We start from the raw sequence: 23,730 nt of genomic DNA on the forward strand, positions 1-23,730 counted from the left end.
TCGGTAGCGTCCTGATCATGCGCACCGCTCTCCTGGCAACGGCCGCACTGGTCGCCCTCGCGACAGGCTGCTCCGGGTCCGACGACGACGCCGCCGGCTGCGACTTCGACACCGAGGAGTGGGCCGGCCTCGACGCCACCGATGACGACCAGGGCGCCCGCAAGGGCGAGCTGGCGGACATGGTCGTCGACTGCGGGCTGCTCGACGACGCCACCCGCGCCGAGACCGCCGAGCTGCTCGGCGAGGGCGGCGCTACCGACGCCACCAGCTGGGAGTACATGACCCAGCCGACGATGATCGACTTCGAGGTGCTGGTGGTCGACTTCGGCCCCGACGACACCGTCACCCGGGTCTACTTCAGCCAGACCTGACGGTTAGGGTCGAGGGCGACCCTCCGGAGGACACGATCACCGACTACACCCAGCAGATCGTCGACGAGTTCCGCGCGAACCGCGGCCGCGTCGGCGGGCCGTTCGAGGGAGCCCGGCTGCTCCTGCTCACCACCACCGGCGCCCGCACCGGCGCCGCGCGCACCGTCCCCGTCGGCTACCTGCCCGACGGCGACGGGAAGGTCGTCGTCATCGGGTCGGCCGGCGGTTCGCCACGGCACCCGGCCTGGTTCCACAACCTCGTCGCCCAGCCGCGCGTGCACGTCGAGGACGGCCTGTTCGCCTACGACGCCGACGCCGCCGTCCTCACCGGGGCGGAGCGCGACGCCGTCTTCGCCCGCGCCGTCGAGGCCGATCCCGGCTGGGCCGGCTACGAGGAGCGCTCCGGCCGCAGGCTGCCCGTCGTCGTGCTGACCCCGGTCCCCGGGCCGCCCGGCGGTCCGGGCATCGACTCCCCCGGCGCGTTCCTGACGACGGTGCAAGAGGCGTTCCGCCGCGAGCTGGCGCTGGTCCGCGCCGAGGTCGCCGCCGCCGGCCCACGGCTCGGCGCGCAGCTGCGGCTGAACTGCCTCAGCGCCTGCCAGGGCCTGCACTTCCACCACACCGGCGAGGACACCGCCATCTTCCCGGCCATCGAGCGGGCCCGGCCCGACCTCGCGGACGTGCTGGCGCGGCTGCGGGCCGAGCACGGCACCGTCGCGACCCTGATCGAGCGGCTCGAGGCGGCGATCCGGGGCGACGACGGCGACAGCCCCGGTCCCGCCGTGCTCGCCGACGTCGACGCGCTGATCGAGCAGCTCGAGGCGCACCTGGACTGGGAGGAGCAGCAGCTCGTCCCCGTCCTCGACGCGCTCTTCTAGCTCCTGCAATGGGCACCTATACCCACCACCAGGACGGCTGGATGGGTACGGTGCCGGGAGGGAGTTTCCCTCGCTATGGCGAGGAAAACTCCCTCCTGACGCGGCGCGAAGGTCGAGTTGCTGCTGTTCTAGCGGTAGTAACTCGACCCCGACGGCGTCAGTCGACCCACCCAGCAGCCTGAGCTCGATGTTGCCGCGCGGCAGCGCACGACGCAGCCGGCTGAGGTGAAGTGGTGCGTAGAGGTGCTAGTTGCGGACTGGTGGCGTCAGTTCTCGGACGTGGCGGCGGCCAGGATGGCGGCCTCGACCTCGGGGTCGAGGCCGACCGCCGGCCGGTCCGGGCGCTGCGGCGCGACGCCGCCGACCGACCGCAGCCAGGCCCAGGTGTCGGCGACGGTCTCCTCGACCGGGCGCGGCGCCAGCCCGGCGGCCAGCGCCCGCGACACGTCGGCGGAGTGCAGCCCGAGCGAGTCGTACTCGTGCCCCGGCGGGATCCAGACCGGCAGGTCGTTCCACGGCACCACCCCGGCCGCGAGAATGACCGAGGGGTCGACCCAGCGCAGCGTCGCCGCCCCGCCGGTGACGGCGACGACGGACGAGAGCAGCGCGCCCATGGTCGTGTGGCCGGGCGTGCTGACGGCGTTGAACACGCCACCCGTCCCGGCCGCGACCGACGACACCAGCCAGGACGCCAGGTCGCGGGCATCGATGTACTGGATCGGCAGGTCCGCCGGTCCGGGCGCCAGCATGGGGCCTCCGAGGGCGGCCCGGCCCAGCCACCACGGCAGCCGACCGATGTCCTCGTACGGGCCGAGGATCAGCCCGGCCCGGGCGATCAGCGCGTGCTCGCCGAACGCCTCGAGGGCGGCCAGCTCGGCGCCGGCCTTCTGCTGACCGTAGTCACCGTCCTCGGCATCGGGCGACGACTCCACCGCCGGCCAGGACTCGTCGGCCCCGGGCGGCACCGGCGGCGCGTACACCGACCGGCTGGACACGTACGCGTAGGTCCCGACCCGCCCGGCCAGCGCCGCGGCGCTGTCGCGGACCGCTCGCGGGATGCCGGACCAGGTGTCGACGACGGCGTCCCACTCGCGCCCGTCGCCCAGCACCGACAGCGACGACGGGTCGAGCCGGTCGCCGCGCAGCACCTCGACGCCGTCGGCGACCGCTCCCCCGGCTCGCCAGCCGCGGTTGAACGTCGTCACCTCCCAGCCGCGCGCCACCGCGTCGTCGACCACCGCACGTCCGACGAACCCCGACCCGCCCAGCACCAGCAACCGCACAGAACCTCCCACGAACTCAGGCCGACAGCGTCGCGTACGCCACCACGCCGCGCCGAAGCGCCCCGGACGCCAGCCGTGCCGTCTCGCGCAGCGGCGTGCCGGACGCGGCGTCGGCGATCTGGTCCAGCAGGTCGAGCAGCTGGCGCACCGCCCGGACGAAGTCGCCCGCGGCCAGCTCGGCGTCGCGCAGCACGACGTCGAGGCGGTGCCCGCTGGCCCAGCGCCAGGCGGCGTGTGTGAACCCGAGGTCGGGCTCGCGCAGGAAGTCCAGCCGGTGGGTGGACTCGACGTGGTCGAGGTCGCCCCAGAGCCGCACCATCTCGCCCAGGACGTCGCGCACTGGGCCGGGGGGCAGCCGCGGCGGGACGGCGTCGTCGGGCTGGCGCGACTCGTAGGTGAGCGCGGCGACCGCGCCAGCCAGCTCCGCGGGGTCGAGGCCGGCCCACACGTCGCGGCGGATGCACTCGGCGGCCAGCAGGTCCAGCTCGCCGTAGAGCCGCGCCAGCCGCCGCCCCGACGGCGTGACGGTGTCGCCGGACAGGTAGTCGAGGTCCTCGAGCACCCGGCACACCCGGTCGAACTGGCGGGCGACGGTGTTGGTGCGCGACTCGACGCGGCGCTGCAGCTGCTCGACCTCGCGCCTGAGCCGCAGCCAGCGCTCGGACCAGCGGGCGTGCTCCTCGCGGTCGGGGCAGCGGTGGCACGGGTGGTCGCGCAGCTCGCGCCGCAGCCGGGCCAGTTCCTCGTCGTCGGCCGCGGCAGACCGGCCGCGCCGCTTGCCGTGGAACTGCCGGGGACCGTCGTCGGGCGCCTTGGCCCGCAGCGACGCGGCGAGGTCACGCCGCGAGGCCGGGACCCGCGGGTTGAACGACTTCGGGATGCGCAGCCTCGCCAGTGGCTCGACGGCGTCCGGGAAGTCGATCAGCGACAGCCGGCGGACCTGACGGCCCTCGGTGAGCACCGTCGGGCGCGGGCCGTCGCCGCCGTGGGGTCCGCCGCCGGGCATGCCGGGGTCGAGGATGACGGCGAGGCCGGCGAACTTCCCGGTGGGCACCCGGATGACGTCGCCCGGTTTCAGTTTCTCGAGTGCCGCGGACGACGCCGCCCGCCGCTGCGCCGTCCCCTCGCGGGCCAGCCGCGTCTCGCGGTCCTTGATCGCCTGCCGCAGCCCGGCGTACTCCTCGAAGTCGCCCTTGTCGCAGGTCATGGCCTCGTGGTAGCCGGTCAGCGCTTCTTCGGCGCGGCGCAGCTGCCGGGCCAGCCCGACGACGGCGCGGTCGGCCTGGAACTGTGCGAACGACGACTCGAGGATCTCGCGCGCCGCGGTGCGCCCGACGCTGTCGACCAGGTTGACGGCCATGTTGTACGACGGCCGGAACGACGAGTTCAGCGGGAACGTCCGCGTCGAGGCCAGCCCGGCGAGCGCCGCGGGGTCGAACCCGGGCTGCCACAGCACGACGGCGTGTCCCTCGATGTCGATGCCGCGCCGCCCGGCCCGCCCTGTGAGCTGCGTGAACTCCCCCGGCGTGACGTCGGCGTGGGTCTCGCCGTTCCACTTGACCAGCCGCTCCAGCACGACGGTGCGGGCCGGCATGTTGATGCCCAGGGCCAGCGTCTCGGTGGCGAAGACGGCGCGGATGAGGCCGCGGACGAACAGCTCCTCGACGACCTCCTTGAAGGTCGGCAGCATGCCCGCGTGGTGCGCCGCGACGCCCCGCTCGAGCCCTTCGGACCACTCGTGGAAGCCCAGGACGTGCAGGTCCTCCTCGGGGATGCCGGTGGTGCGCTCCTCGATGAGCGCGCGGATCTCGGTCTGCTCCTCGGGCGAGGTCAGCCGGACGCCCGCGCTCAGGCACTGCTGCACCGCCGCCTCGCAGCCGGCCCGGCTGAACACGAACACGATGGCCGGCAGCAGCCCGGCCGCGTCCAGCTTCTCGAGCACCTCGACCCGGCCCGGCGTGTACGTGCCGCGCGGACGGCGTGGCGGTCGCCCGCCGCGGCCCGCACGTCCGCCGGGCCGGGAGCTCCGGAAATCGTCACGCCCGGCCCGCACCAGCTCCGGGCTGACCACCTTGCGGCCCCGGCCGTCGCCGTCGCCGTCGCCCTGCGCGAACAGGTCGAACAGCCGCGGGCCCACCAGCACGTGCTGCCACAGCGGGACCGGGCGCTTCTCCTCGACGACGACGTCGGTGTCGCCGCGGACGGTGGTGAGCCAGTCGCCGAACTCCTCGGCGTTGGAGACGGTGGCCGAGAGCGAGATGACGCTCACGGACTCCGGGAGGTTGATGATCACTTCCTCCCAAACGGCGCCGCGGAACCGGTCGGCGAGATAGTGCACCTCGTCCATGACGACATAGCTCAGCCCGTTGAGCGTCGGCGAGCCCGCGTAGAGCATGTTCCGCAGCACCTCGGTGGTCATGACGACCACCGGCGCCTCACCGTTCACGGTGTTGTCACCGGTGAGAAGGCCGACCTTGTCCTCACCGTGGCGGTCGACGAGGTCGTGGTACTTCTGGTTCGACAGTGCCTTGATGGGCGCGGTGTAGAAGCACTTGCGGCCCTCGGCCAGCGCCAGGTGCACGGCGAACTCGCCGACCAGCGTCTTGCCCGCCCCTGTGGGCGCCGCGACCAGCACGCCGCGGCCGGCCTCGACGCTGCGGCAGGCGCGCAGCTGGAAGTCGTCGAACTCGAACCCGTAGTCGGCCTGGAACCGCCGTAGATGCGGGGACGGATCGCGTTGCCGCTGATGCGCTGCCGCGTACCGTTCCGCCGGCGAACTCATGGGTCCAACGGTATCCCGGCCGCCGGCGCGTACACCCGCTGGGCGCGCGGGACCACGTCGAAGGTGCGCGGCAGCGGGCCGAGCCGCTCGCCGTCGACGTAGGCCGTGATGCCCGGTGCGTCCAGCTTGACCCGCCGTGCCCGGTGCACCGTCACGAACGGGTACACCGTGTGGGTGCCGTGCTTGACCCGGCGGAACGCGCGGACCAGCGTCAGCCGGCTCACCGGGGCCACCACGACGACGTCGAACACGCCGTCGTCGAGCTCCGCGCCGGGCGTGATGCGCAGTCCGCCGCCGTAGGACGCGATGTTGCCGACGGCGACCAGCATGGCCTCGAGGTCGAGCACCTCGCCGTCGAGCTCGAGGTGGTACGGGATCGGTGTGAAGACGCCCAGCTCGGCGAACGTGGCGAGGTCGTAGCGGCGCGGTCCCTTGGGCCAGCGCATGCGGTTGACGCGGTCGTTGACCTTCGCGTCGAACCCCGCGGCGACGACGCCGGCGAACCACTGGCCGTCGGTGCGGCCGAGATCGATCTCGCGCACGTGACCGGCGACGACGGTGTCCGCGGCGGCCTCGGGGTCGCCCAGCGGCAGGCCGAGGGCGCGGGCGAAGTCGTTGCCGGTGCCGGCCGGGACGACGCCGAACGGGGTGCCGGACCCGGCGACCGCCTGCAGGCCCAGGTGGACCATGCCGTCGCCGCCCACGACGACGAGCGCGCACACGCCGTCCTCGACGCTCTCGCGTGCGAGGTCGGCCGCCTCGCGCACGTCGCGGCCCGCCAGGGTGCGCACCGCCAGGCCGGCCTCGGTCAACCGCTGTGCGGCACGTCGGCCGGCCCGGGCACCACGCCCACGGCCGGCCGACGGGTTGATCAGAAGGGCGAGTTCATCGCCGGCGGCGGCGGTCGTCATCGTCGTCGATACGGCCCAGCTGGTCGAGCACGTCGTCGGGGGTGGCCTCGTCGTCGGCCAGCCCTGACCCGGCGGTGCGGTCGCGGCGCTTGTCCATGACGCGGCAGACCAGCACCGCCACCTCGAACAGCAGCCACATGGGGACGGCCAGCACCATCAGCGAGAGCGGGTCGCCGGTCGGGGTGGCGACGGCGCCGAAGGCGAAGATGCCGACGATGACCCAGCGCCGGGCCGCGCCCAGCGTCTCGTGGCGCAGCACGCCGACGGCGTTGAGCAGCACGACGAAGATGGGCAGCAGGAAACCGATGCCGAAGACCAGCACCAGCCGGATCGAGAAGCTGAGGTAGCTGTTGAAGTCGACGAGCATGGACGTGTCGCCGGGCGCGAAGTTCTGCATGAACACCATCGCGCGCGGCATCAGCCACATGGCCAGCACGACGCCGAGGCCGAACATCGGCACCGCCGCGCCGAGGACGGCCAGCACCCACTTCTTCTCGTTGCGGTACAGAGCGGGGGTGACGAACGCCCACAGCTGGTAGATCCAGACCGGCGCGGCGAACACGATGCCGGTGAGCATCGCGATGCGCAGCGGCACCGTCAGCGGGTCGAGCATCTCGCGGAAGTTCAGGTCGGCATTGCGGCCGGTCTGCTCCGCCGCTTCGACGAACGGGTCGACGAGGAAGTCGAAGATGCGCTCGCGGAAGACGAAGCCGAGAATGCCGAACGCGACCACTGCGAGCGCCGACCAGACCAGCCGGTTGCGCAGCTCGCGCAGGTGTTCGGTGAGGGTCATGCGGCCCTCGGGGTCACGCTCCGGCTTGGAGCCCTTGCCCCGACGGCCGATCACGGTCGCCACGTCGGATCAGCGACGCGGATCAGGCGTCGCGGCGCGGCTGGTCGTCGGCCCGCTGGGCCGGCTGCTGCTGCTGCTGCGGTGCCGTCGGCTGCTCGACCGCGCGCTGCACGGGCTGCTGCGCCTGCGGGGCGGAGCCCTCGCCGGTGAGGTCGTCGCGCTTGTCGTCCTTGTTGATCAGACCCTCGGTCTCGGACTTGAAGATCTTCAGCGAGCGACCCAGCCCACGCGCGGCATCCGGCAGCCGCTTGGCCCCGAACAGCAAGAACACGATGGCCAAGACGATGACGAGTTGCCAGGTGCCGATGCTACCCATGGTCGACCTCTTCCTGACGGGGACGTCCCGTCGATGGTACCCGCCGCGCTCGACGGACCTGGCATGCCGGTCGCGTGCCGGGGACTACTTCAACCTTGATCCTACGGTTTCGTCAAGGTCGTCTTGCAGAGCGTTCATCTCGCGCCCCAGCGTCCCGAGCTTGCGGATCAGCACCCAGGCCGCCCGCACGAGCAGCACGATGGCCAGGACCAGCGCGAGGGCGAGAACGACGAACAACCAGACGGCGAGCGCGGACATGAGATATGACCCTACCGTTCGCCGTACGCGGACAGGGCCTCGCGAGCGGCCGCGGTGACCTCGGCGGACAGGTCGGCGGGGGCGACGACGCGGCCGGTGGTGCCCAGCCGCAGCGCGAGGCGTCGCACCCACTCGCGGTCGCGGGCGCGCAGCCGCAGCCGCAGTTCGTTGCCGGGCAGCTCCTCGCTGGACTCGTACGGGTAGTAGTCGGCCACCCACCGGCCGGCCGGAGTGAGGTCGAATGTCACCAACTCGTCATCCGGGGACGGCTGGAACAGGGCGCCGTCGAGGTCGCGCGGGCGCGCCTGGCTGGGCACCTCGGCCGGGACGTCGAGCTCCTTGACGTCGAGCACGCGGTCGAGGCGGAACAGCCGCACCGACTCGGCCCGGTGACACCAGCCCTCGAGGTACAGCCGGCCGTCGACCACGACCAGCCGCATGGGGTCGACGTCGCGCTCGGTGGCCTCGTCGCGGGCGGGCACCCAGTAGGACAGGTGCAGGCGGTTCTTGCTGTCCAGCGCGCCGCGGACGGTGGCGGCGACATCGGCCACGGCGTCGCCGTCGACCTGCACCTGCACGGCCGCGGCCTGCTGGGCTGCCTCGCCGGCGGCGTTCTCGAGCTTGGTGATGGCCCGCTCGACGGCGCCGCGCTCGAACGAGCCGGGCACCGACGCCAGCGTGCGCAGCGCGACGATGAGCGCCACCGCCTCGTCGGTGCGCAGCCGCAGCGGCCGGGCGAGGTAGTCGGCGTTCGAGACGCTGATGATGCCCTCGCCCTCGACCGCCTCCATGTCGACCTCGATGTAGTCGCCCATCTGCAGGCCGGGCAGGCCGGAGAACCAGAGCACCTGCAGGTCGCGGATGACCTGCCGCTCGCTGACGCCGAACAGCGACGCCACCTCGGAGACCTTGGCGCTGGGGTGCGACCGCAGGTACGGCAGCATGGAGAGCAGCCGCGTGACCTGCGCCTGGGCGCTGTCGGCCCGGCGGACCGGGGCGGTGGCCTTGGTGGCCGTCCGCTTCCGGGTGGTCTTCTTCGCGGCGGCCTTCCGCACCGGCTTCGCCGGAGTGGTCACGCCGGCACCCCCACGATGGCCCGCAGCCGCTCGACGACGGCGTCGCGCAGCTCGACCGGCTCGGCGGCGACGACGTCGGCGCCGTGGCTGACCAGCTCTTCGGCCAGCGCCTGGTTGCTCGTGTAGGGCACCGTCACCTCGTCCCATCCGGTGGTCGCGTCCGTCGCTACGAACGTAGCGCGCCGGCGCAGGCCGTGCCCGCTGCCGTGCCGGACCCGGACGAGGGCGTGCAGGATGGGCGACCGCTCCGGCGGCGCGAGCGACGCGGCGGCCATGCGCACGGTGTCGGGCGAGGGGACCTCGTAGCTGCCGGGGTCGCCGTCGGGCCGGACGTCGCCGACGATGCGCGACATGCGGAACATCCGGGCGGCCTCGCGGTCGGTGTCCTGGCCCACCACGTACCAGCGGCCGTGCCAGGACAGCACGCTCCACGGCTGCAGGTGGCGCAGCAGGGGCTCGGAGGTGGAGCTCTTGCGGTGCTCGAAGGCCACCGGGCGGCGGTCGCGGACGGCCTCCCAGAGCGGCCAGAACGCCGGCTCCTCTCCCCCGACCCGCGGCTCGACGGCGCCCAGCGACCGGGTGTCGGCCTCGACGCCGACCGCCTGCAGCTTGAGCACGGCGTTGCTGGAGGCCTCGGAGAGGTAGGTGTGCTGCCAGACCCGCGCGGCCAGCCCGACGACGGCGGCCTCGTCGGGCTCGAGGCGGATCTCGGGCAGCTCGAACTCGTGGCGGAGGATGCGGTAGCCGGGCTCCTCGTCGCCGAGCGGGTCGAAGCCGCCGGTCTCGATGGGGATGCCGACCTCGCGCAGCTCCTCCTTGTCGCGCTCGAACATTCGCTCGAAGGCGTCGTCGCTCTGGTCGCCGTAGCCGCCCACGACCTCGCGAATCCGGCTCTTCGGCACGTATCCGCGCGCAACGAGCAAACAGATGAGCAGATTCATCAGCCGCTCGCTCTTGGCCGCCTGCGACACGCCAACCCCCAATCCCCTTGCCAGCGCGAGACTAGCCAATAGCTAGTCTCAACGCGTGATCCGCTGGCGAAACGGTGTTGTCAAAACAGTAGACGGCTCCTGGGCCGGAGCCACGCAGCTGCGTGTCGAGGTCGACGGGCAGCTGGTGCGCGCCCTCGCGTACGACGAGCTGGTCGGCCGGCCCCGTCCGGGCGAGATCGTCGTGCTCAACACCACGGCGCTGGCCATGGGCCTGGGCACCGGCGGCTTCGCCATGGTCGTGGCCGTCCCCAACCAGCTGCCGCCCGACCCCGCGCCCGGCCCCGGGCACCTGGTCAAGGCCCGCTACACCCCGCTGCAGGCCACCGTCCTGGGCGTCGACGAGCAGGACTCCGACTGGCACGAGGTGCTCCGCGAGGCCGACGACCTCACCGGCCTGCCGGTGGTGACGGCCGACCTGCACTCGGCGCTGCCGGCGATCCTGGCCGGGCTGACGACGTCGGCCGCGTTCCCGGGCGAGGTGAAGGTCGCCTACGTCATGACCGACGGCGGTGCGCTGCCGCTCTGGTTCAGCAAGTCCGTGGCGACGCTGCGCGAGGCCGGCTGGCTGGCCGGCACCATCACCGTCGGGCAGGCCTTCGGCGGCGACCTCGAGGCCGTCACGCTGCACACGGGCCTGCTGGCCGCCAAGCACGTCCTCGAGGCCGACGTCGCCGTCGTCGCCCAGGGGCCGGGCAACCTGGGCACCGGCACCAAGTGGGGCTTCTCCGGGGTGGCCTGCGGCGAGGCCGTCAACGCCGCCGTCGTGCTGGGCGGGCGTCCCGTGGCGTCGCTGCGGGTCAGCTCGGCCGACCCCCGGGCCCGCCACCACGGCGTGTCCCACCACAGCCTGACGGCGTACGGCAAGGTCGCGCTGGCCCCGGCCGACGTCGTCGTGCCCGACCTGCCCGGCGAGTTCGGCGAGAAGGTCCGCACCCAGGCCGCCCGGCTGGACCACCGCCACAACCTGGTCACCGTGCCGGTCGACGGGCTCGAGGAGGCACTGGCCGGGTCGCCGGTGCCGCTGTCGACCATGGGCCGCGGCCTCGACGACGACGCGGCCTACTTCCTGGCCGCGGCCGCCGCTGGCAAGCACGCCGGTGCGCTGCTGAAGCACGACGGCTGACGGCGGCGGGCGTCCGCCGTCAGCCGTCGGCGGGTCAGGGAGTCGGCGTCGACGTCCCGTTCTGCTCCGGGGTCGACCCCGAGGTCGACTCCGGGGTCTCGGACTGCTCGACCTCGGGCACGGCGCCGGCCAGTCTCGGGTCGTCGGCCGGCACCGGGCCGACTGTGGCGGCAACCTCCAGCGGGTCCAGGTCACCGGTGACGGTGAGCGAGGCTGCCACGCCCGCCGCAGGCACCCACACCACCGTGTCCGTGCCCCGCAGGACCGCCGGCCGGCCGCCGAGGTCGACGATCCGGTCGCCGGTCAGTCCCCAGGCGAAGATGTCGCCCGCCGTCGTCACGACGCTGAGGTGCCCCTGGGCGCCGCTGACGCTCCAGTCGTACTGGGTCGACCGCGCGGGACCGGGCTTGCCGACGTGCTCGATACCGGCCTGCTCCGGCCACGCCCCCAGGTCGACGGCGCCGTCCTTCAGGGTGACCGCGGCGGCGAGGTCCGCCAGCTCGGCGTCGGTGAAGCCGTCCGCGTCGACCTGCAGCTGCTGTCCGTCCGGCAGCAGCCAGGCGAGGTCACGCCGGCCCGCCTCGCCGTCCTCGGGCCCCGGCACCAGCGTGCCCGGCGCGGTCCCGGCCGGCACCACGTCGGCCGGCTCCGGGCCGAACACGGCGGCCAGCCGCACGATCACGCCGTCGGCGTCCACGTCGGCCAGACTCAGCTCCCCGTCGACATGACAGGGGCCGGTCTCCATCCGCGGCCGGACCTCCTGGACGTCCAGCCCGCTGTCGTCGGGCCAGAGCAGCCGCACCTCGTCCGGCACCTCCTCGGGAGTGAGGAGGTAGCCGTAGCCGGGCAGGTCCTCGCAGTCCTCGCCGACGCCGGTCGCCAGGCCCGTCGGCACCGACGTCGCCGGCACCGACGTGGCCGGCTCCGACGTCGCCGGCTGTCGTGCCGCCGTCCCCGCGCCGGGCCCGCCGCCGAGGAACGGCAGCACGCCGCCGGCCACGGCCGCCGCCGTCAGGACCGAGGCCGCGCCCACCTGCACGCGGTGCCGGCGCAGCCGCCGCCGGCCGCCGTCGCGGGCCCGCCGCAGGACGTCGCCGTCCGGGTCCAGGCCGCTCGTCGCGGCCGTCAGGGCGGCGCGCAGGGTGTTCTCGTCGCTGGTCATGACCGTGCCTCCGGGGTGAGATGGGTGTCGTCGAGGGCGGGCAGCACCGTCCGCAGCCGGGCCAGGGCGCGCGCCGTCTGGCTCTTCACGGTGCCGACGGAGCAGCCCATGGCGGCCGCGGTGTCGGCCTCCGAGAGGTCGGCGAAGTACCGCAGCACCACGACCGCCCGCTGCCGCGCGGTCAGCGTCCGCAGCGCCGCCACGATGACGGCACGCTCGTGGAAGGCGGTGACGGCATCGGCGCGATGGTCCGGCCGGTCGTGCTCGAGGCCCAACGCGGCCTCCTTGGGCCGCCGCGACCGCGTCCGCCAGCGGTTCATCGCCTGCCGGGTCAGCACCCGGTGCGCGTACGCCGCCGGATCGGCGACCCGCGGCCAGGCCACGTACAGCCGCTCGTAGACGTCCTGCACCAGGTCCTCGGCCAGGCCGCGGTCACCGGTCAGCAGGTACGCCGAGCGGAGCAGCCGGGCGGACCACCCGGCCACGAACTCGTCGAATCCGTCGTTGCGCACACCCCTCCAGACACCGTCCCGCGCCGGAAGGTTGCCGGAACGCGCGAACTCCCGCCACCCGGGAGGGTGACGGGAGTTCGGGACGTGCCGCGGTGGTGACTACTTCACGGCGAGCAGGTCGATGACGAAGATCAGCGTCTTGCCGGACAACCGATGGCCGCCGCCGGCCGGCCCGTAGGCCTGCGCCGGCGGGACGACGAGCTGACGGCGTCCGCCCACCTTCATGCCGGGGATGCCGTCCTGCCAGCCCTGGATCAGGCCCTGCAGCGGGAACTCGATGGGCTTCCCGCGGTCCCACGACGCGTCGAACTGCTCGCCGGACTCGAACTCGACGCCCAGGTAGTGCACGAGGACGGTCGCGCCCGGGGTGGCCTCGTCACCGTCGCCGACCGTGATGTCGGTGATCTGCAGGTCCGCCGGCGGCTCGCCGCCGACGAAGTCGATCTCGGGTCGTTCCAGCTGCATCAGTAGCTCCCAATGACGTCGATGACCAGCACGAGCGGGGTGCCCTCGGTGCCGTCGGGGGCGGCGTTGTCGGCGGCCGAGATGCGGCTGACGACACGGCTGCCCACGGTGGCGCCGGTGAGCGCGTCGGCCAGGCCGGGGATGCCGGCCAGCTGCTCCGCGGCCAGCGTCAGGGGCGCCTGGCCCTCGTCCCAGGTGGTGATGACCTCGGCGCCGTCCGGGTAGGACGCCTGGACCATGTTGACCACCAGGTTGGCGCCGACCTCGTCGCCCTCGCCGGTGATGACCAGCGTGGAGTCGGACGTCTCCGGCGGCGTGGCCTCGGCGAAGTCGATGGTCGGGGCGGCGCCCTCCTCGCCGTCGGTGACGGTGGGCAGGCCCTCGGGCAGGTCGGTGACGGCCTCGCCGGACGCGTGCGCGGCGGGGTCGATGGAGTCGACGATCTCGACCACGAAGACCAGCGTGTCGTTCTGCAGGTCGTGGCCCTCCTGAGCCCCGTAGCCCTGGTCCGGCGGGATCGACAGCAGGACGCGCGAGCCGACGGCCTGGCCCGTGAGGCCTTCCTTCCAGCCCTCGATGACCTGGTTCAGCGAGAAGCTGGCCGCCGCGCCACGGTCGTAGGAGTTGTCGAAGACGTAGGGCTCGGCGTCGCCGGAGTCCTCGCCGGAGCCGGAGTCGTCCGTGGCGTCGGCGCTGGCCTCGTCGTCGGGCGTGCTGGCACCGCCGACATCGCCCTCGGCCGGCGTCTCGCCCTCAGCGGGCGTCTCGGCGGGCGTCTCGGCCGGCGGCTCGACGGGCTGCTCGCCCTCCGGGGGCGCCTCGCCCTCGGCCGGCGGCTCGACGGGGGCCTCGGCGGCGGGGGGCCGCGGAGCCCAGGTCTGACCCAGGTAGTTCGCCACGACGACGTCGTTCTCGCCGACCTCGCGCCCGTCGCCCTCGTCGAGGACCTCGATCTCGAGGCTCTCGGGCGGGTCCTCGTCGGGGATGGTGAGCGTCGGCTTCTCGCCCGGCGCGCCGGAGACCTCGACGCCCAGCTCGGTCGACGCGGTGGAGTCGCCGTCGCCGTCGTCGCCACCGCAGGCGGAGAGCGCCAGTGCGGACGACACGATCAGAGCGGCCAGAGCCTGTCTTCTGCGCACGGTGAACTAGTCCTTCATCTCTTCGCGGGCTGTCTGGAGTTCCGTTCGAAACGGCAACCCTAGGCGCTGCACCTGAGAAGTACCTGAACGGGCTGCGGCTGGCAGCTTACGCTCACATGCCCTCGATCAGGCGAGCCACCCTCTCGTCCACCGAGCGGAACGGGTCCTTGCACAGCACCGTCCGCTGCGCCTGGTCGTTGAGCTTCAGGTGCACCCAGTCGACGGTGAAGTCGCGGCGGCGCTCCTGGGCCCGCTTGATGAACTCGCCGCGCAGCTTCGCCCGCGTGGTCTGCGGCGGCACGGACTTGGCCTCGAAGATCTCGACGTCGCGCGCGACCCGCCGCACCTGCCCGCGCTTCTCGAGCAGGTAGTACAGGCCGCGGCCGCGGTGGATGTCGTGGTAGGCGAGGTCGAGCTGCGCCACCCGCGGGTGCGTCAGCGTCATGTTGTGCTTCGCGCGGTACCGCTCGATGAGCCGGTACTTGGTGACCCAGTCGATCTCGCCCTCGACCAGCGAGAGGTCGGCGGAGTCGATGGCCTTGATGGTCCGCTCCCACAGCTCGAGCACCCGCTGCACGGCCGGGGTGGCCAGCTCGCGGCGCTCGACGAAGTCGCGGGCCTTGGTGAAGTACTCCTCCTGGATCTCCAGCGCCGACGCCTCACGGCCCCCGGCCAGCCGGACCTTGCGGCGGCCCGTGAGGTCGTGGCTGATCTCGCGGATGGCCCTGATGGGGTTCTCGAGCGTCATGTCGCGCAGCCCGACGCCGGCCTCGATCATGCGCAGCACGAGGTCCGTGGCGCCGACCTTGAGCAGCGTGGTGCACTCGTTCATGTTGGAGTCACCGACGATGACGTGCAGCCGGCGGTAGCGCTCGGCGTCGGCGTGCGGCTCGTCGCGGGTGTTGATGATGGGACGGCTGCGCGTGGTGGCGCTGGAGACGCCCTCCCAGATGTGCTCGGCGCGCTGGCTGACGGCGAACACCGCGCCCCGCGGGGTCTGCAGCACCTTGCCGGCGCCGCAGATGATCTGCCGGGTGACCAGGAACGGAATGAGGACGTCGGCCAGCCGGGAGAACTCGCCGTGCCGCCCCACCAGGTAGTTCTCGTGGCAGCCGTAGGAGTTGCCGGCGGAGTCGGTGTTGTTCTTGAACAGGTAGACGTCGCCGGCGATGCCCTCTTCGGCCAGCCGCTTCTCGGCGTCGACCAGCAGGCCCTCGAGGACGCGCTCGCCGGCCTTGTCGTGGGTGACGAGGTCGATGATGCTGTCGCACTCGGGCGTGGCGTACTCGGGGTGGCTGCCGACGTCGAGGTAGAGCCGCGCCCCGTTGGACAGGAAGACGTTGCTGCTGCGGCCCCAGGTGACGACCCGCCGGAACAGGTAACGGGCGACCTCGTCGGGCGAGAGTCGCCGCTGCCCGCGGAACGTGCAGGTGACGCCGTACTCGTTCTCGAGTCCGAAGATGCGGCGATCCATGGCAATCCATCCTCTACGTGTCGGACCTTGCACGGCAGAGTCCGCTCTCCGTCCGCAGTGCACTCCCGACCGACGACTCGCAGGAGCCTCCGGCCCCCGGTCGTCGCCGGTGTGCAAGGCCCTTCACAGGAGCCTAGTCGCCCGAGTCCTCGGAACCGGCCTGTGCGGAGGTCTCGGAACCGCCACGGTCGAGCAACGAGTCCAGGACCGGGCCGCTGAGCCGCCGGAACGTGCGCCGCGGCCGCTCGCGATCGAGCACCGCGACCTCGAGCGACGACGGCGCCAGCTGCCGCGGCTCGTCGGTGTCGCGGCCCAGGGCGTCGACCGCCAGGCGCAGCGAGCCCTCGAGCGACGAGCCCGGCGTGAAGTGCTCGGCGACGTAGCGCCCGACCTGCTCGGCGGCGCCGCCCATGACGGAGTAACCGCTGTCGGCGGCCACCGAGCCGTCGTAGGTGATGCGGTAGATCTGGTCGGTCTCGAGTGTCTGGCCGACCTCGGCGACGACCAGCTCGACCTCGTACGGCTTCGGGTCCTGGGTGAAGATGGTGCCCAGGGTCTGCGCGTAGACGTTGGCCAGCGCCCGCCCGGACACGTCGACGCGGTCGTAGGAGTATCCGCGCAGGTCGGCCAGCCGCACGCCGGCCTGGCGGAGGTTCTCGAACTCGTTGTACTTGCCGACCGCGGCGAACGCGATGCGGTCGTAGATCTCGCTGATCTTGTGCAGCGACGGGGACGGGCTCTCGGCGGCGAACAGGATGCCGCCCGCGTACTGGATCACGATGACCGAACGGCCCCGGGCGATGCCCTTGCGGGCGTAGTCGGCCCGGTCCTTCATGATCTGCTCGGGCGAGACGTATCCGAACTGCATCGACACCGACTGGTCCTCTCCTGCGGGCTGTGGTGGTGAGTGGGGGCTGCGGGTCAGCGCACCGGCGCGATGGGGCCGTCGGGCCGGACGTTGCGGCCGGCGACGACCTCTTCGACGATCTGGGCGACCGCCTGCTCGTCGCGCTGCCGGAAGCCGGCCTCGTCGACCACCGCCACGATGGGGTAGATGTGCCGCTGCAGGTCGGGACCGCCGGTCGCGGAGTCGTCGTCGGCGGCGTCGTACAGCGCCTGCACCGTGATGGCGATGGCGTCGTCGACCGCGAGGTCGTCGCGGTACAGCTTCTTCAGCGCACCGCGGGCGAACACCGAGCCGGAGCCGACCGAGAAGAACTGGTGCTCCTCGTACCGGCCGCCGGTGACGTCGTAGGAGAAGATGCGGCCCTGGCCGGAGCCCTGGTCGTAGCCGGCGAAGAGCGGCACCACGGCCAGCCCCTGCATGGCCATGCCGAGGTTGCCGCGGATCATGTGCGAGAGCCGGTTGGCCTTGCCCTCGAGCGAGAGCACGGTGCCCTCGATCTTCTCGTAATGTTCCAACTCGAGCTGGAACAACCGGATGAGCTCGAGGCCCAGGCCGGCCGCGCCGGCCATGCCGACCGCGGAGTACTCGTCGGCCTGGAAGACCTTCTGGATGTCGCGCTGGGCGATCATGTTGCCCATGGTGGCCCGCCGGTCGCCGGCCATGACCACGCCGCCCGGGAACGTCGTGGCCACCAGCGTGGTGGCGTGCGGCGTCAGCCCGCCGAGGTCGCCGGCCGGCACGCGGTTCCCCGGCAGCAGCTCGGGCGAGTGCTGCCGCAGGAACTCGGTGAACGACGACGTCCCCGGGTTCAGGAACTCCGCCGGCAGGCTGCCGATGCGCGACACATCCACTTACTCTCCACCCTTCTGCACGAACGACCGGACGAAGTCCTCGGCGTTCTCCTCCAGCACCTCGTCGATCTCATCGAGAATGGAGTCGACGTCGTCGTCGATCTTGTCCTGCCGCTCCTTGAGCTCTTCGCTCGACTCGGTCGCCGCGGTGTCCTCGACGTCCTCGTTCTTCCGCGGCTGCTTGTGACCGCCGGTTGTCTCACGCGCCATCTCGCCAACCTCCACCTGGTCGCCTTGAGAACGACCCTATCCAGAGGTGGTGACATCTTGCCGCCCCGGGACACCGGATCGGGGCAGAGATTTTCCACTTACGCCGACAGCGCAACCCCCGCCGCAGGTCGCGAGCGGGGTCGCCGGGTCAGCGGGAGGTGAGGCGTCCGACGAGGTCGCCCGCGGTGTCGCACTGGTCGAGGAGGTCGCCGACGTGCGCCTTGGTGCCGCGGGTGGGGTCGAGCGTCGGAACCCGCTGCAGCGCCTCGCGCCCGGGCAGGTCGAAGATCACGGAGTCCCACGAGGCGGCCGCGATGGACTCGGCGTACTTGTCCAGGCACCGGCCGCGGAAGTAGGCCCGGGTGTCCTCGGGCGGCAGGTGGACGGCGTCGTCGATCTGCTGGTCGGTGACGACGCGCTGCATGCGGCCCTTGGCGACGAGGCGTCGATAGAGGCCGCGCTCGGGCCGGATGTCTGCGTACTGCAGGTCGATGAGGTGCAGCTTCGGGTGCGACCAGTCCATGCCGTCGCGGTCGCGGTACTGCTGCAGCAGCGACAGCTTGGCCACCCAGTCGAGCTGGTCGGACAGCGACATGGGGTCGGTGGCCAGCGCGTGCAGCGTGGCCTCCCAGCGGGCCAGGACGTCGGCCGTGACGGGGTCGACGTCGGCGCCGTAGCGGTCCTCGACGAACTTGCGGGCCTGCTCGGCGTACTCGGTCTGGAGCTGGACGGCGGTCAGCTTGCGGCCGTCGGCGAGCTCGACCTGGTGCGCGAGCGTGGGGTCGTGCGAGATCTCGTGCAGGGCGCCCACGGGCCGCGACACCGCGAGGTCACCGCCGAGGAAGCCGTCCTCGATCATGGCCAGTACGAGCGCCGTCGTGCCGAGCTTGAGGTACGTCGAGATCTCGGACAGGTTGGCGTCGCCGATGATGACGTGGAGCCGGCGGTACCGCTCGGGGTCGGCGTGCGGCTCGTCGCGGGTGTTGATGATGGGGCGCTTGAGGGTGGTCTCGAGGCCGACCTCGACCTCGAAGTAGTCGGCGCGCTGCGAGATCTGGAATCCGTGGCCGCTGCCGTCCTGGCCGATGCCGACCCGCCCCGCGCCCGTCACGACCTGGCGCGACACGAAGAACGGGATGAGGTGGCGGACGATGTCGGCGAACGGCGTGCTGCGGTTCATCAGGTAGTTCTCGTGGCAGCCGTACGACGCGCCCTTGTTGTCGGTGTTGTTCTTGTACAGCTGGATGGGCTGCGCGCCGGGCAGCCGGCCGGCCCAGGTGGCCGCGACGCCCATGATGGCCTCGCCGGCCTTGTCCCAGATGACGGCGTCGCGCGGCGACGTGACCTCGGGCGAGGAGTACTCCGGGTGCGCGTGGTCGACGTAGAGCCGGGCGCCGTTGGTGAGGATGAGGTTGGCCAGCCCGATCTCCTCGTCGGTGAGCTGGCTGGGGTCGGCTCCCCCACGCGAGAGCTCGAACCCGCGGGCGTCGCGCAGCGGGTTCTCCTCTTCGAAGTCCCAGCGGGCCCGGCGCGCGTGCGCACGCTGCGCGGCGTAGCCGTTGACCACCTGCGACGACGCCAACATGGAGTTGGCGGCAGGGTTGCTGGGCACCGAGATGCCGTATTCGGTCTCGATTCCCATGATGCGCCGGGCACTCATGCATCGAGCCTACGGCAGCAACCGCCGTCCACCACGCGCGGCGGACCGTCAGGCGAGCACCAGTCGCAGGACCGGCCGCTCGGGCGAGCGCCGCGCGACCTCGGTGAACCCGGCCCGCAGGAACGTCGGTGCGTATCCGGTGCTGGTCGACGACGGCGACACGGTGCCGTCCAGAGGGTAGGCCTCGACGGCGGGCGCCCCGGCCGCGCGAGCATGGTCGACGGCGGCCTCGACCAGCGCCGACGTGACGCCGCGCCTGCGGTGGGTCTTGCGGACGTAGAAGCAGGTGATCGCCCAGACGGGGACGTCGTCGACCCGCCGCAGCCGCCAGGGCCGGTCGAGCGCCGGGACGGCGTCGCGGGGCGTCAGCTGGCACCAGCCGACCGCGGTGTCCCCGGACAGGGCCAGCAGCCCGGGCGGCGGACCGGCCGCCACCACCGCCCGGAAATCGTCGTGGTTCGCCGACGGCGGCCGCTTCCGGTACTCCGGGCCGAGGCGCCACGCCATGCACCAGCAACGCGCCGCCGGTCCCCCGCTGTCGGCCATGAGCTCCTCGAACGCCGGCCACAGCGCCTCGGTCAGCGGCTCGACCCGCAGCTCGGCCACGGTCCGGTCACCCCAGCGGCGCCGGATCCGGATACCGGACGCCGAGCCCGGCCAGCGCCTGGTCGAGGATGTCGGCGATCTCGACGGTGTCCGTGAGCGGCATCTCGGGGCACTCGGTGCGGCCCTCGCGGACCGCCTGGGCGACGGCGCGCAGCATGGGCACGTAGCCGCGGCCCTCCTTCTCCCACTCGAACGTCTGCGTCTCCTCGACGCCGCGGCCGGGAGCGTGCACGAGCCGCATGCTGGTGGCGGCGTGGAACCGCGGTGGCACCTCGATGCGCCCCGTGGTGCCCATGACCAGCGCGGCTCCGGGGATCGGCGACACCAGCGACGCGTCGAGGTGCGCGCGGACGCCGTCGGGCCAGGTGAGGAGGAGCCCGGCCTCGTTGTCGACGCCCTGCTCGTTGAGCGTGCCGGTGACGGTGAGCGCCGTCGGCCGGCCGAGCAGCATCTGCGCGAACGCGACCGGATAGATGCCGACGTCGAGCAGCACGCCGCCGCCCAGCGCCGGGTCCCACAGCCGGTCGCTGCGGTCCGTCGGCGCGACGAAGCCGAGGTCGGCCGACACCGCACGGACGTCGCCGATGGCGCCGTCGGCCACGAGCTGACGCAGCTGCACGACGAGCGGGTTGAACCGCGTCCACATGGCTTCCATGCAGAACACGCCGCGCTCGCGGGCGAGGCCGGCCAGCCGCGTCGTCTCGGCCAGTGACGTGGTGAACGCCTTCTCGCACAGCACCGCCTTGCCCGCGTCGAGGGCCAGTTCGACGACGGGGGCGTGCTGCGCGTGCGGGGTGGCGATGTAGACGACGTCGACGGCGGGGTCGTCGACCAGGGCGCGGACGTCGTCGTGGGCCGACGTGGCGGCGTCGCCGAACTCGCGGGCGAACGCCCCGGCGCGGTCCAGCTTCCGCGAGCTGACCGCGGCGAGCCGGCTGTGCTCGAGCCCGCGCAGGTCGTCGGCGATGTTGTGGGCGATGTTGCCGGTGGCGACGACGCCCCAGCCGATGGTCCGCTCGGTCATGCCCGGAACCCTACGCGGACCCGGACCGGCCCCGGAACGGCGAGGCGCCGCCCCGCTGGTCGCGGGACGGCGCCTCGTGCGGCCTCTGGGTATCAGAGGTACTGGCCGGTGTTCGCCACCGTGTCGATGGAGCGGCCGGCCTCGTTGCCCTGCTTGCCGGAGATGAGCGTCCGGATGTAGACGATGCGCTCGCCCTTCTTGCCGGAGATGCGGGCCCAGTCGTCGGGGTTGGTGGTGTTCGGGAGGTCCTCGTTCTCCTTGAACTCGTCGAAGCACGCGGTGAGCAGGTGCTGCACCCGCAGGCCCTTGGAGCCGGAGTCGAGGAGGTCCTTGATCGCCATCTTCTTCGCGCGGTCGACGATGTTCTGGATCATTGCGCCGGAGTTGAAGTCGCGGAAGTACAGGACCTCTTTGTCGCCGTTGGCGTACGTGACCTCGAGGAAGCGGTTCTCCTCGGACTCGGAGTACATCTTCTCGACCGAGCGCTGGATCATGGCCGACGTGGTGGCCGCCGGGTCGCCGCCGTGCTCGGCGAGGTCGTCGGCGTGCAGCGGCAGGGTGGTCGTGAGGTACTTGCTGAAGATGTCGCGGGCCGCCTCGGCGTCGGGCCGCTCGATCTTGATCTTCACGTCCAGCCGGCCGGGCCGCAGGATGGCCGGGTCGATCATGTCCTCGCGGTTCGAGGCGCCGATGACGATGACGTTCTCGAGGCTCTCGACACCGTCGATCTCGCTCAGCAGCTGCGGGACGATGGTGTTCTCGACGTCCGACGAGACGCCCGAGCCGCGGGTGCGGAACAGGGAGTCCATCTCGTCGAAGAACACGATGACCGGCGTGCCCTCGCTGGCCTTCTCTCGCGCCCGCTGGAAGACCAGGCGGATGTGCCGCTCGGTCTCGCCGACGTACTTGTTCAGCAGCTCGGGGCCCTTGATGTTGAGGAAGTACGACTTGTGCTCGGACATCCCCTTGAGCTTCGCGATCTGCTTGGCCAGCGAGTTGGCGACGGCCTTGGCGATCAGCGTCTTGCCGCACCCGGGCGGGCCGTAGAGCAGGACGCCCTTGGGCGGGCGCAGCTCGTGCTCGCGGAACAGGTCGGCGTGCAGGAACGGCAGCTCGACGGCGTCGCGGATCTGGTCGATCTGCCGCGACAGCCCGCCGATGTCGGAGTAGTCGATGTCCGGGACCTCTTCGAGGATGAGCTCCTCGACCTCGGACTTCGGGACGCGCTCGTAGACGAACCCGGCGCGCGGCTCGAGCAGCAGGGAGTCGCCTACCCGCATGCCGGAGTCGAGCAGCGGCGAGGCGATGCGCACCACGCGCTCTTCGTCGGTGTGGCCGATGACCAGGGCGCGGTCGCCGTCGGCGAGCAGCTCCTTGAGCATGACGACCTCGCCGACCTGCTCGTACTCGAGCGCCCGCACCACGTTGAGCGCCTCGTTGAGCATGACCTCCTGCCCCGGCCGGAGCCCGTCGAGCTCCACGTCGGGGCTCACCGCGACCCGGAGCTTGCGGCCGCCGGTGAAGACGTCGACCGTGCCGTCGTCGTACTTGGAGAGGAACGTGCCGAAACCGGACGGTGGCTGGGCCAGCCGGTCGATCTCCTCCTTCAGCGCGACGATCTGGTCGCGCGCCTCGCGGAGGGTGGCTGCCAGCCGCTCGTTCTGGGCGTTCACCGATGCCAGTCGGGCTTCGAGGAAGGCCACCTCGCCGGCCATGTCGGACGGCTCGCGCCCGGACCCGCGACGGCCGTGATCGAAGCCATCGTCGTACGACGCCATCTCGCACCTCCTCGTAAGGGGGTCGTCTATAGCCAGACCTTACAGTCGCCGGGCCGGAACGCCACGCAAGAGATCAGCTAGTGACCAGATGTTGACTTCCGGTCCGGCGAGTGTGGAAATCTCGTTTACCCCAACTCCCCCGCGCCACCCTCGGTTCCACCTGCGTCGCGACCTGCGTCGCCGCCGGTGTCGGCAGTTGCCTCACCGGATGCGCCGGGCGCGGGACGGCGCCGGCGGGGCGGTGCGGTGACGCCGGGGGCCATGCGGCGCGCCGTGACCAGGAAGCCGGTGTGGCCGATCATGCGGTGGTCGGGGCGCACCGCGAGGCCCTCGACGTGCCACGTTCTGACCATGGACTCCCAGGACACCGGCTCGGTGAAGAGGGTGCTCTCGCGGATGGTCTCGACGGTGCGCGACAGTTGGGTGGTGGTGGCGACGTAGCAGCACAGCACCCCGCCGGGCACCAGCACCCTGCCCGCGGCGTCGACGCACTCCCAGGGCGCCAGCATGTCGAGCACGACGCGGTCGGCCTCGGTGTCGTCGAGCTCGGTGACGAGGTCGCCGACGGTGAGCCGCCAGGCCGGGTGGGCGCCGCCGAAGAACCGTTCGACGTTCTCGGCCGCGATCTTCGCGAAGTCGGCGCGGCGCTCGTAGGAGTGCACCGTCCCGTGCTCGCCGACGGCCCGCAGCAGCGACATCGTCAGCGCGCCCGAACCCACGCCGGCCTCGACCACGCGGGCGCCGCCGAAGATGTCGGCCATGGCCACGATCTGGCCTGCGTCCTTCGGGTACACGACCGCCGCGCCGCGCGGCATGGACAGCACATAGTCCGACAGCAGCGGCCGCAGCGCGAGATACGCCGTCGACCCGGTGGAGACGACGACCGACCCCTCGGGCTGGCCGATGAGCTGGTCGTGGGTGAACGATCCCCTGTGGGTGTGGAACTCCTTGCCCTCCTGGAGCGTGATGGTGTGGTGACGCCCCTTGGGATCGGTCAGCTGCACTTGGTCGCCGACCCGGAAGGGCCCGGTGCGGCGAGACGATTCGGTCGCGGACATGCGGGTGAGGCTATCCGCCGCCGGTGACAGTCCGGCGGGTG

At 72.2% G+C, this 23,730-nt stretch carries 24 protein-coding genes; 3 read left to right on the forward strand and 21 right to left on the reverse strand.

The window, feature by feature from the left end; all coding sequences use genetic code 11:
* Positions 1–17 precede the first annotated feature (17 nt).
* Both HD601_RS18705 and HD601_RS18710 read left to right on the forward strand, forming a co-directional pair.
* Positions 18–371, forward strand: coding sequence for a hypothetical protein (locus tag HD601_RS18705; RefSeq protein ID WP_184824369.1), 354 nt, complete (start codon positions 18–20; stop codon positions 369–371).
* Between the two features lie 56 nt (positions 372–427).
* Complete coding sequence (locus HD601_RS18710; protein WP_343076510.1) at positions 428–1,249, forward strand: nitroreductase/quinone reductase family protein; 822 nt, start codon at positions 428–430, stop codon at positions 1,247–1,249.
* A gap of 266 nt (positions 1,250–1,515) precedes the next feature.
* On the opposite strand, the gene HD601_RS18715 is transcribed toward HD601_RS18710, so the two are convergent.
* From HD601_RS18715 to HD601_RS18750, 8 genes are all read right to left on the reverse strand, one after another.
* Complete coding sequence (locus HD601_RS18715) at positions 1,516–2,532, reverse strand: NAD-dependent epimerase/dehydratase family protein (RefSeq protein WP_184830039.1); 1,017 nt, start codon at positions 2,530–2,532, stop codon at positions 1,516–1,518.
* A gap of 16 nt (positions 2,533–2,548) precedes the next feature.
* Positions 2,549–5,314, reverse strand: a complete 2,766-nt coding sequence (locus HD601_RS18720) for a DEAD/DEAH box helicase (RefSeq protein ID WP_184824371.1) — start codon at positions 5,312–5,314, stop codon at positions 2,549–2,551.
* Positions 5,311–6,225, reverse strand: coding sequence for a diacylglycerol kinase (locus HD601_RS18725; RefSeq protein ID WP_184824373.1), 915 nt, complete (start codon positions 6,223–6,225; stop codon positions 5,311–5,313). Before HD601_RS18725 ends, HD601_RS18720 begins: the two co-directional genes overlap by 4 nt.
* Positions 6,200–7,072, reverse strand: coding sequence for a twin-arginine translocase subunit TatC (tatC, locus tag HD601_RS18730; protein ID WP_184824375.1), 873 nt, complete (start codon positions 7,070–7,072; stop codon positions 6,200–6,202). The genes HD601_RS18725 and tatC overlap by 26 nt, the downstream gene beginning before the upstream one ends.
* 28 nt (positions 7,073–7,100) lie before the next feature.
* Positions 7,101–7,394: a Sec-independent protein translocase subunit TatA gene (gene tatA / locus HD601_RS18735; protein WP_184824377.1), complete on the reverse strand. Its 294-nt coding sequence runs from the start codon at positions 7,392–7,394 to the stop codon at positions 7,101–7,103.
* A gap of 84 nt (positions 7,395–7,478) precedes the next feature.
* Positions 7,479–7,652, reverse strand: coding sequence for a hypothetical protein (locus HD601_RS18740; RefSeq protein WP_184824379.1), 174 nt, complete (start codon positions 7,650–7,652; stop codon positions 7,479–7,481).
* 11 nt (positions 7,653–7,663) lie between these two features.
* On the reverse strand, positions 7,664–8,728 hold the full coding sequence (locus tag HD601_RS18745; protein ID WP_221441099.1) for a WYL domain-containing protein: 1,065 nt from the start codon (positions 8,726–8,728) through the stop codon (positions 7,664–7,666).
* Complete coding sequence (locus HD601_RS18750) at positions 8,725–9,630, reverse strand: WYL domain-containing protein (protein WP_221441100.1); 906 nt, start codon at positions 9,628–9,630, stop codon at positions 8,725–8,727. Before HD601_RS18750 ends, HD601_RS18745 begins: the two co-directional genes overlap by 4 nt.
* Before the next feature lie 124 nt (positions 9,631–9,754).
* Here HD601_RS18750 and HD601_RS18755 point away from each other — a divergent pair, with 124 nt between their 5' ends.
* Positions 9,755–10,843 carry a DUF3866 family protein gene (locus HD601_RS18755; RefSeq protein ID WP_184824380.1) on the forward strand — a complete coding sequence of 363 codons (1,089 nt, stop codon included), beginning with the start codon at positions 9,755–9,757 and terminating at the stop codon, positions 10,841–10,843.
* 34 nt (positions 10,844–10,877) lie between these two features.
* Here HD601_RS18755 and HD601_RS18760 read toward each other — a convergent pair whose 3' ends face one another.
* The 13 genes from HD601_RS18760 to HD601_RS18820 all read right to left on the reverse strand — a co-directional run bounded on the left by HD601_RS18760 (position 10,878) and on the right by HD601_RS18820 (position 23,689).
* On the reverse strand, positions 10,878–12,005 hold the full coding sequence (locus tag HD601_RS18760) for a hypothetical protein (protein ID WP_184824382.1): 1,128 nt from the start codon (positions 12,003–12,005) through the stop codon (positions 10,878–10,880).
* Complete coding sequence (locus HD601_RS18765; RefSeq protein WP_184824384.1) at positions 12,002–12,517, reverse strand: SigE family RNA polymerase sigma factor; 516 nt, start codon at positions 12,515–12,517, stop codon at positions 12,002–12,004. The genes HD601_RS18760 and HD601_RS18765 overlap by 4 nt, the downstream gene beginning before the upstream one ends.
* A gap of 99 nt (positions 12,518–12,616) precedes the next feature.
* Entirely contained in the window at positions 12,617–12,976 is a 360-nt protein-coding gene (locus tag HD601_RS18770; protein WP_184830042.1) for an FKBP-type peptidyl-prolyl cis-trans isomerase, read from the reverse strand.
* Positions 12,977–12,981: 5 nt separating this feature from the next.
* Complete coding sequence (locus HD601_RS33980) at positions 12,982–14,121, reverse strand: FKBP-type peptidyl-prolyl cis-trans isomerase (RefSeq protein ID WP_184824386.1); 1,140 nt, start codon at positions 14,119–14,121, stop codon at positions 12,982–12,984.
* Positions 14,122–14,233: 112 nt separating this feature from the next.
* On the reverse strand, positions 14,234–15,595 hold the full coding sequence (gene pafA / locus HD601_RS18780; protein WP_184824388.1) for a Pup--protein ligase: 1,362 nt from the start codon (positions 15,593–15,595) through the stop codon (positions 14,234–14,236).
* Positions 15,596–15,728: 133 nt separating this feature from the next.
* Entirely contained in the window at positions 15,729–16,463 is a 735-nt protein-coding gene (gene prcA, locus HD601_RS18785) for a proteasome subunit alpha (RefSeq protein ID WP_246401546.1), read from the reverse strand.
* A 53-nt stretch (positions 16,464–16,516) separates the two neighbouring features.
* Positions 16,517–17,353 carry a proteasome subunit beta gene (gene prcB, locus HD601_RS18790; protein WP_184824392.1) on the reverse strand — a complete coding sequence of 279 codons (837 nt, stop codon included), beginning with the start codon at positions 17,351–17,353 and terminating at the stop codon, positions 16,517–16,519.
* Positions 17,354–17,563, reverse strand: a complete 210-nt coding sequence (locus HD601_RS18795) for a ubiquitin-like protein Pup (RefSeq protein WP_131981704.1) — start codon at positions 17,561–17,563, stop codon at positions 17,354–17,356.
* A gap of 148 nt (positions 17,564–17,711) precedes the next feature.
* Entirely contained in the window at positions 17,712–19,223 is a 1,512-nt protein-coding gene (gene dop / locus HD601_RS18800; RefSeq protein ID WP_221441101.1) for a depupylase/deamidase Dop, read from the reverse strand.
* A gap of 48 nt (positions 19,224–19,271) precedes the next feature.
* A complete protein-coding gene (locus HD601_RS18805; RefSeq protein ID WP_221441102.1) occupies positions 19,272–19,829 on the reverse strand; it encodes a GNAT family N-acetyltransferase in 558 nt (185 codons plus the stop codon).
* Positions 19,830–19,836: 7 nt separating this feature from the next.
* Entirely contained in the window at positions 19,837–20,853 is a 1,017-nt protein-coding gene (locus tag HD601_RS18810; RefSeq protein ID WP_184824394.1) for a Gfo/Idh/MocA family protein, read from the reverse strand.
* A gap of 92 nt (positions 20,854–20,945) precedes the next feature.
* Positions 20,946–22,631, reverse strand: coding sequence for a proteasome ATPase (gene arc / locus HD601_RS18815; RefSeq protein WP_184824396.1), 1,686 nt, complete (start codon positions 22,629–22,631; stop codon positions 20,946–20,948).
* Between the two features lie 125 nt (positions 22,632–22,756).
* On the reverse strand, positions 22,757–23,689 hold the full coding sequence (locus tag HD601_RS18820; protein WP_184824398.1) for a tRNA (adenine-N1)-methyltransferase: 933 nt from the start codon (positions 23,687–23,689) through the stop codon (positions 22,757–22,759).
* Positions 23,690–23,730 lie beyond the last annotated feature (41 nt).

Origin of the sequence: Jiangella mangrovi (assembly GCF_014204975.1) — a bacterium.
Classification (GTDB): Bacteria; Actinomycetota; Actinomycetes; order Jiangellales; family Jiangellaceae; genus Jiangella; species Jiangella mangrovi.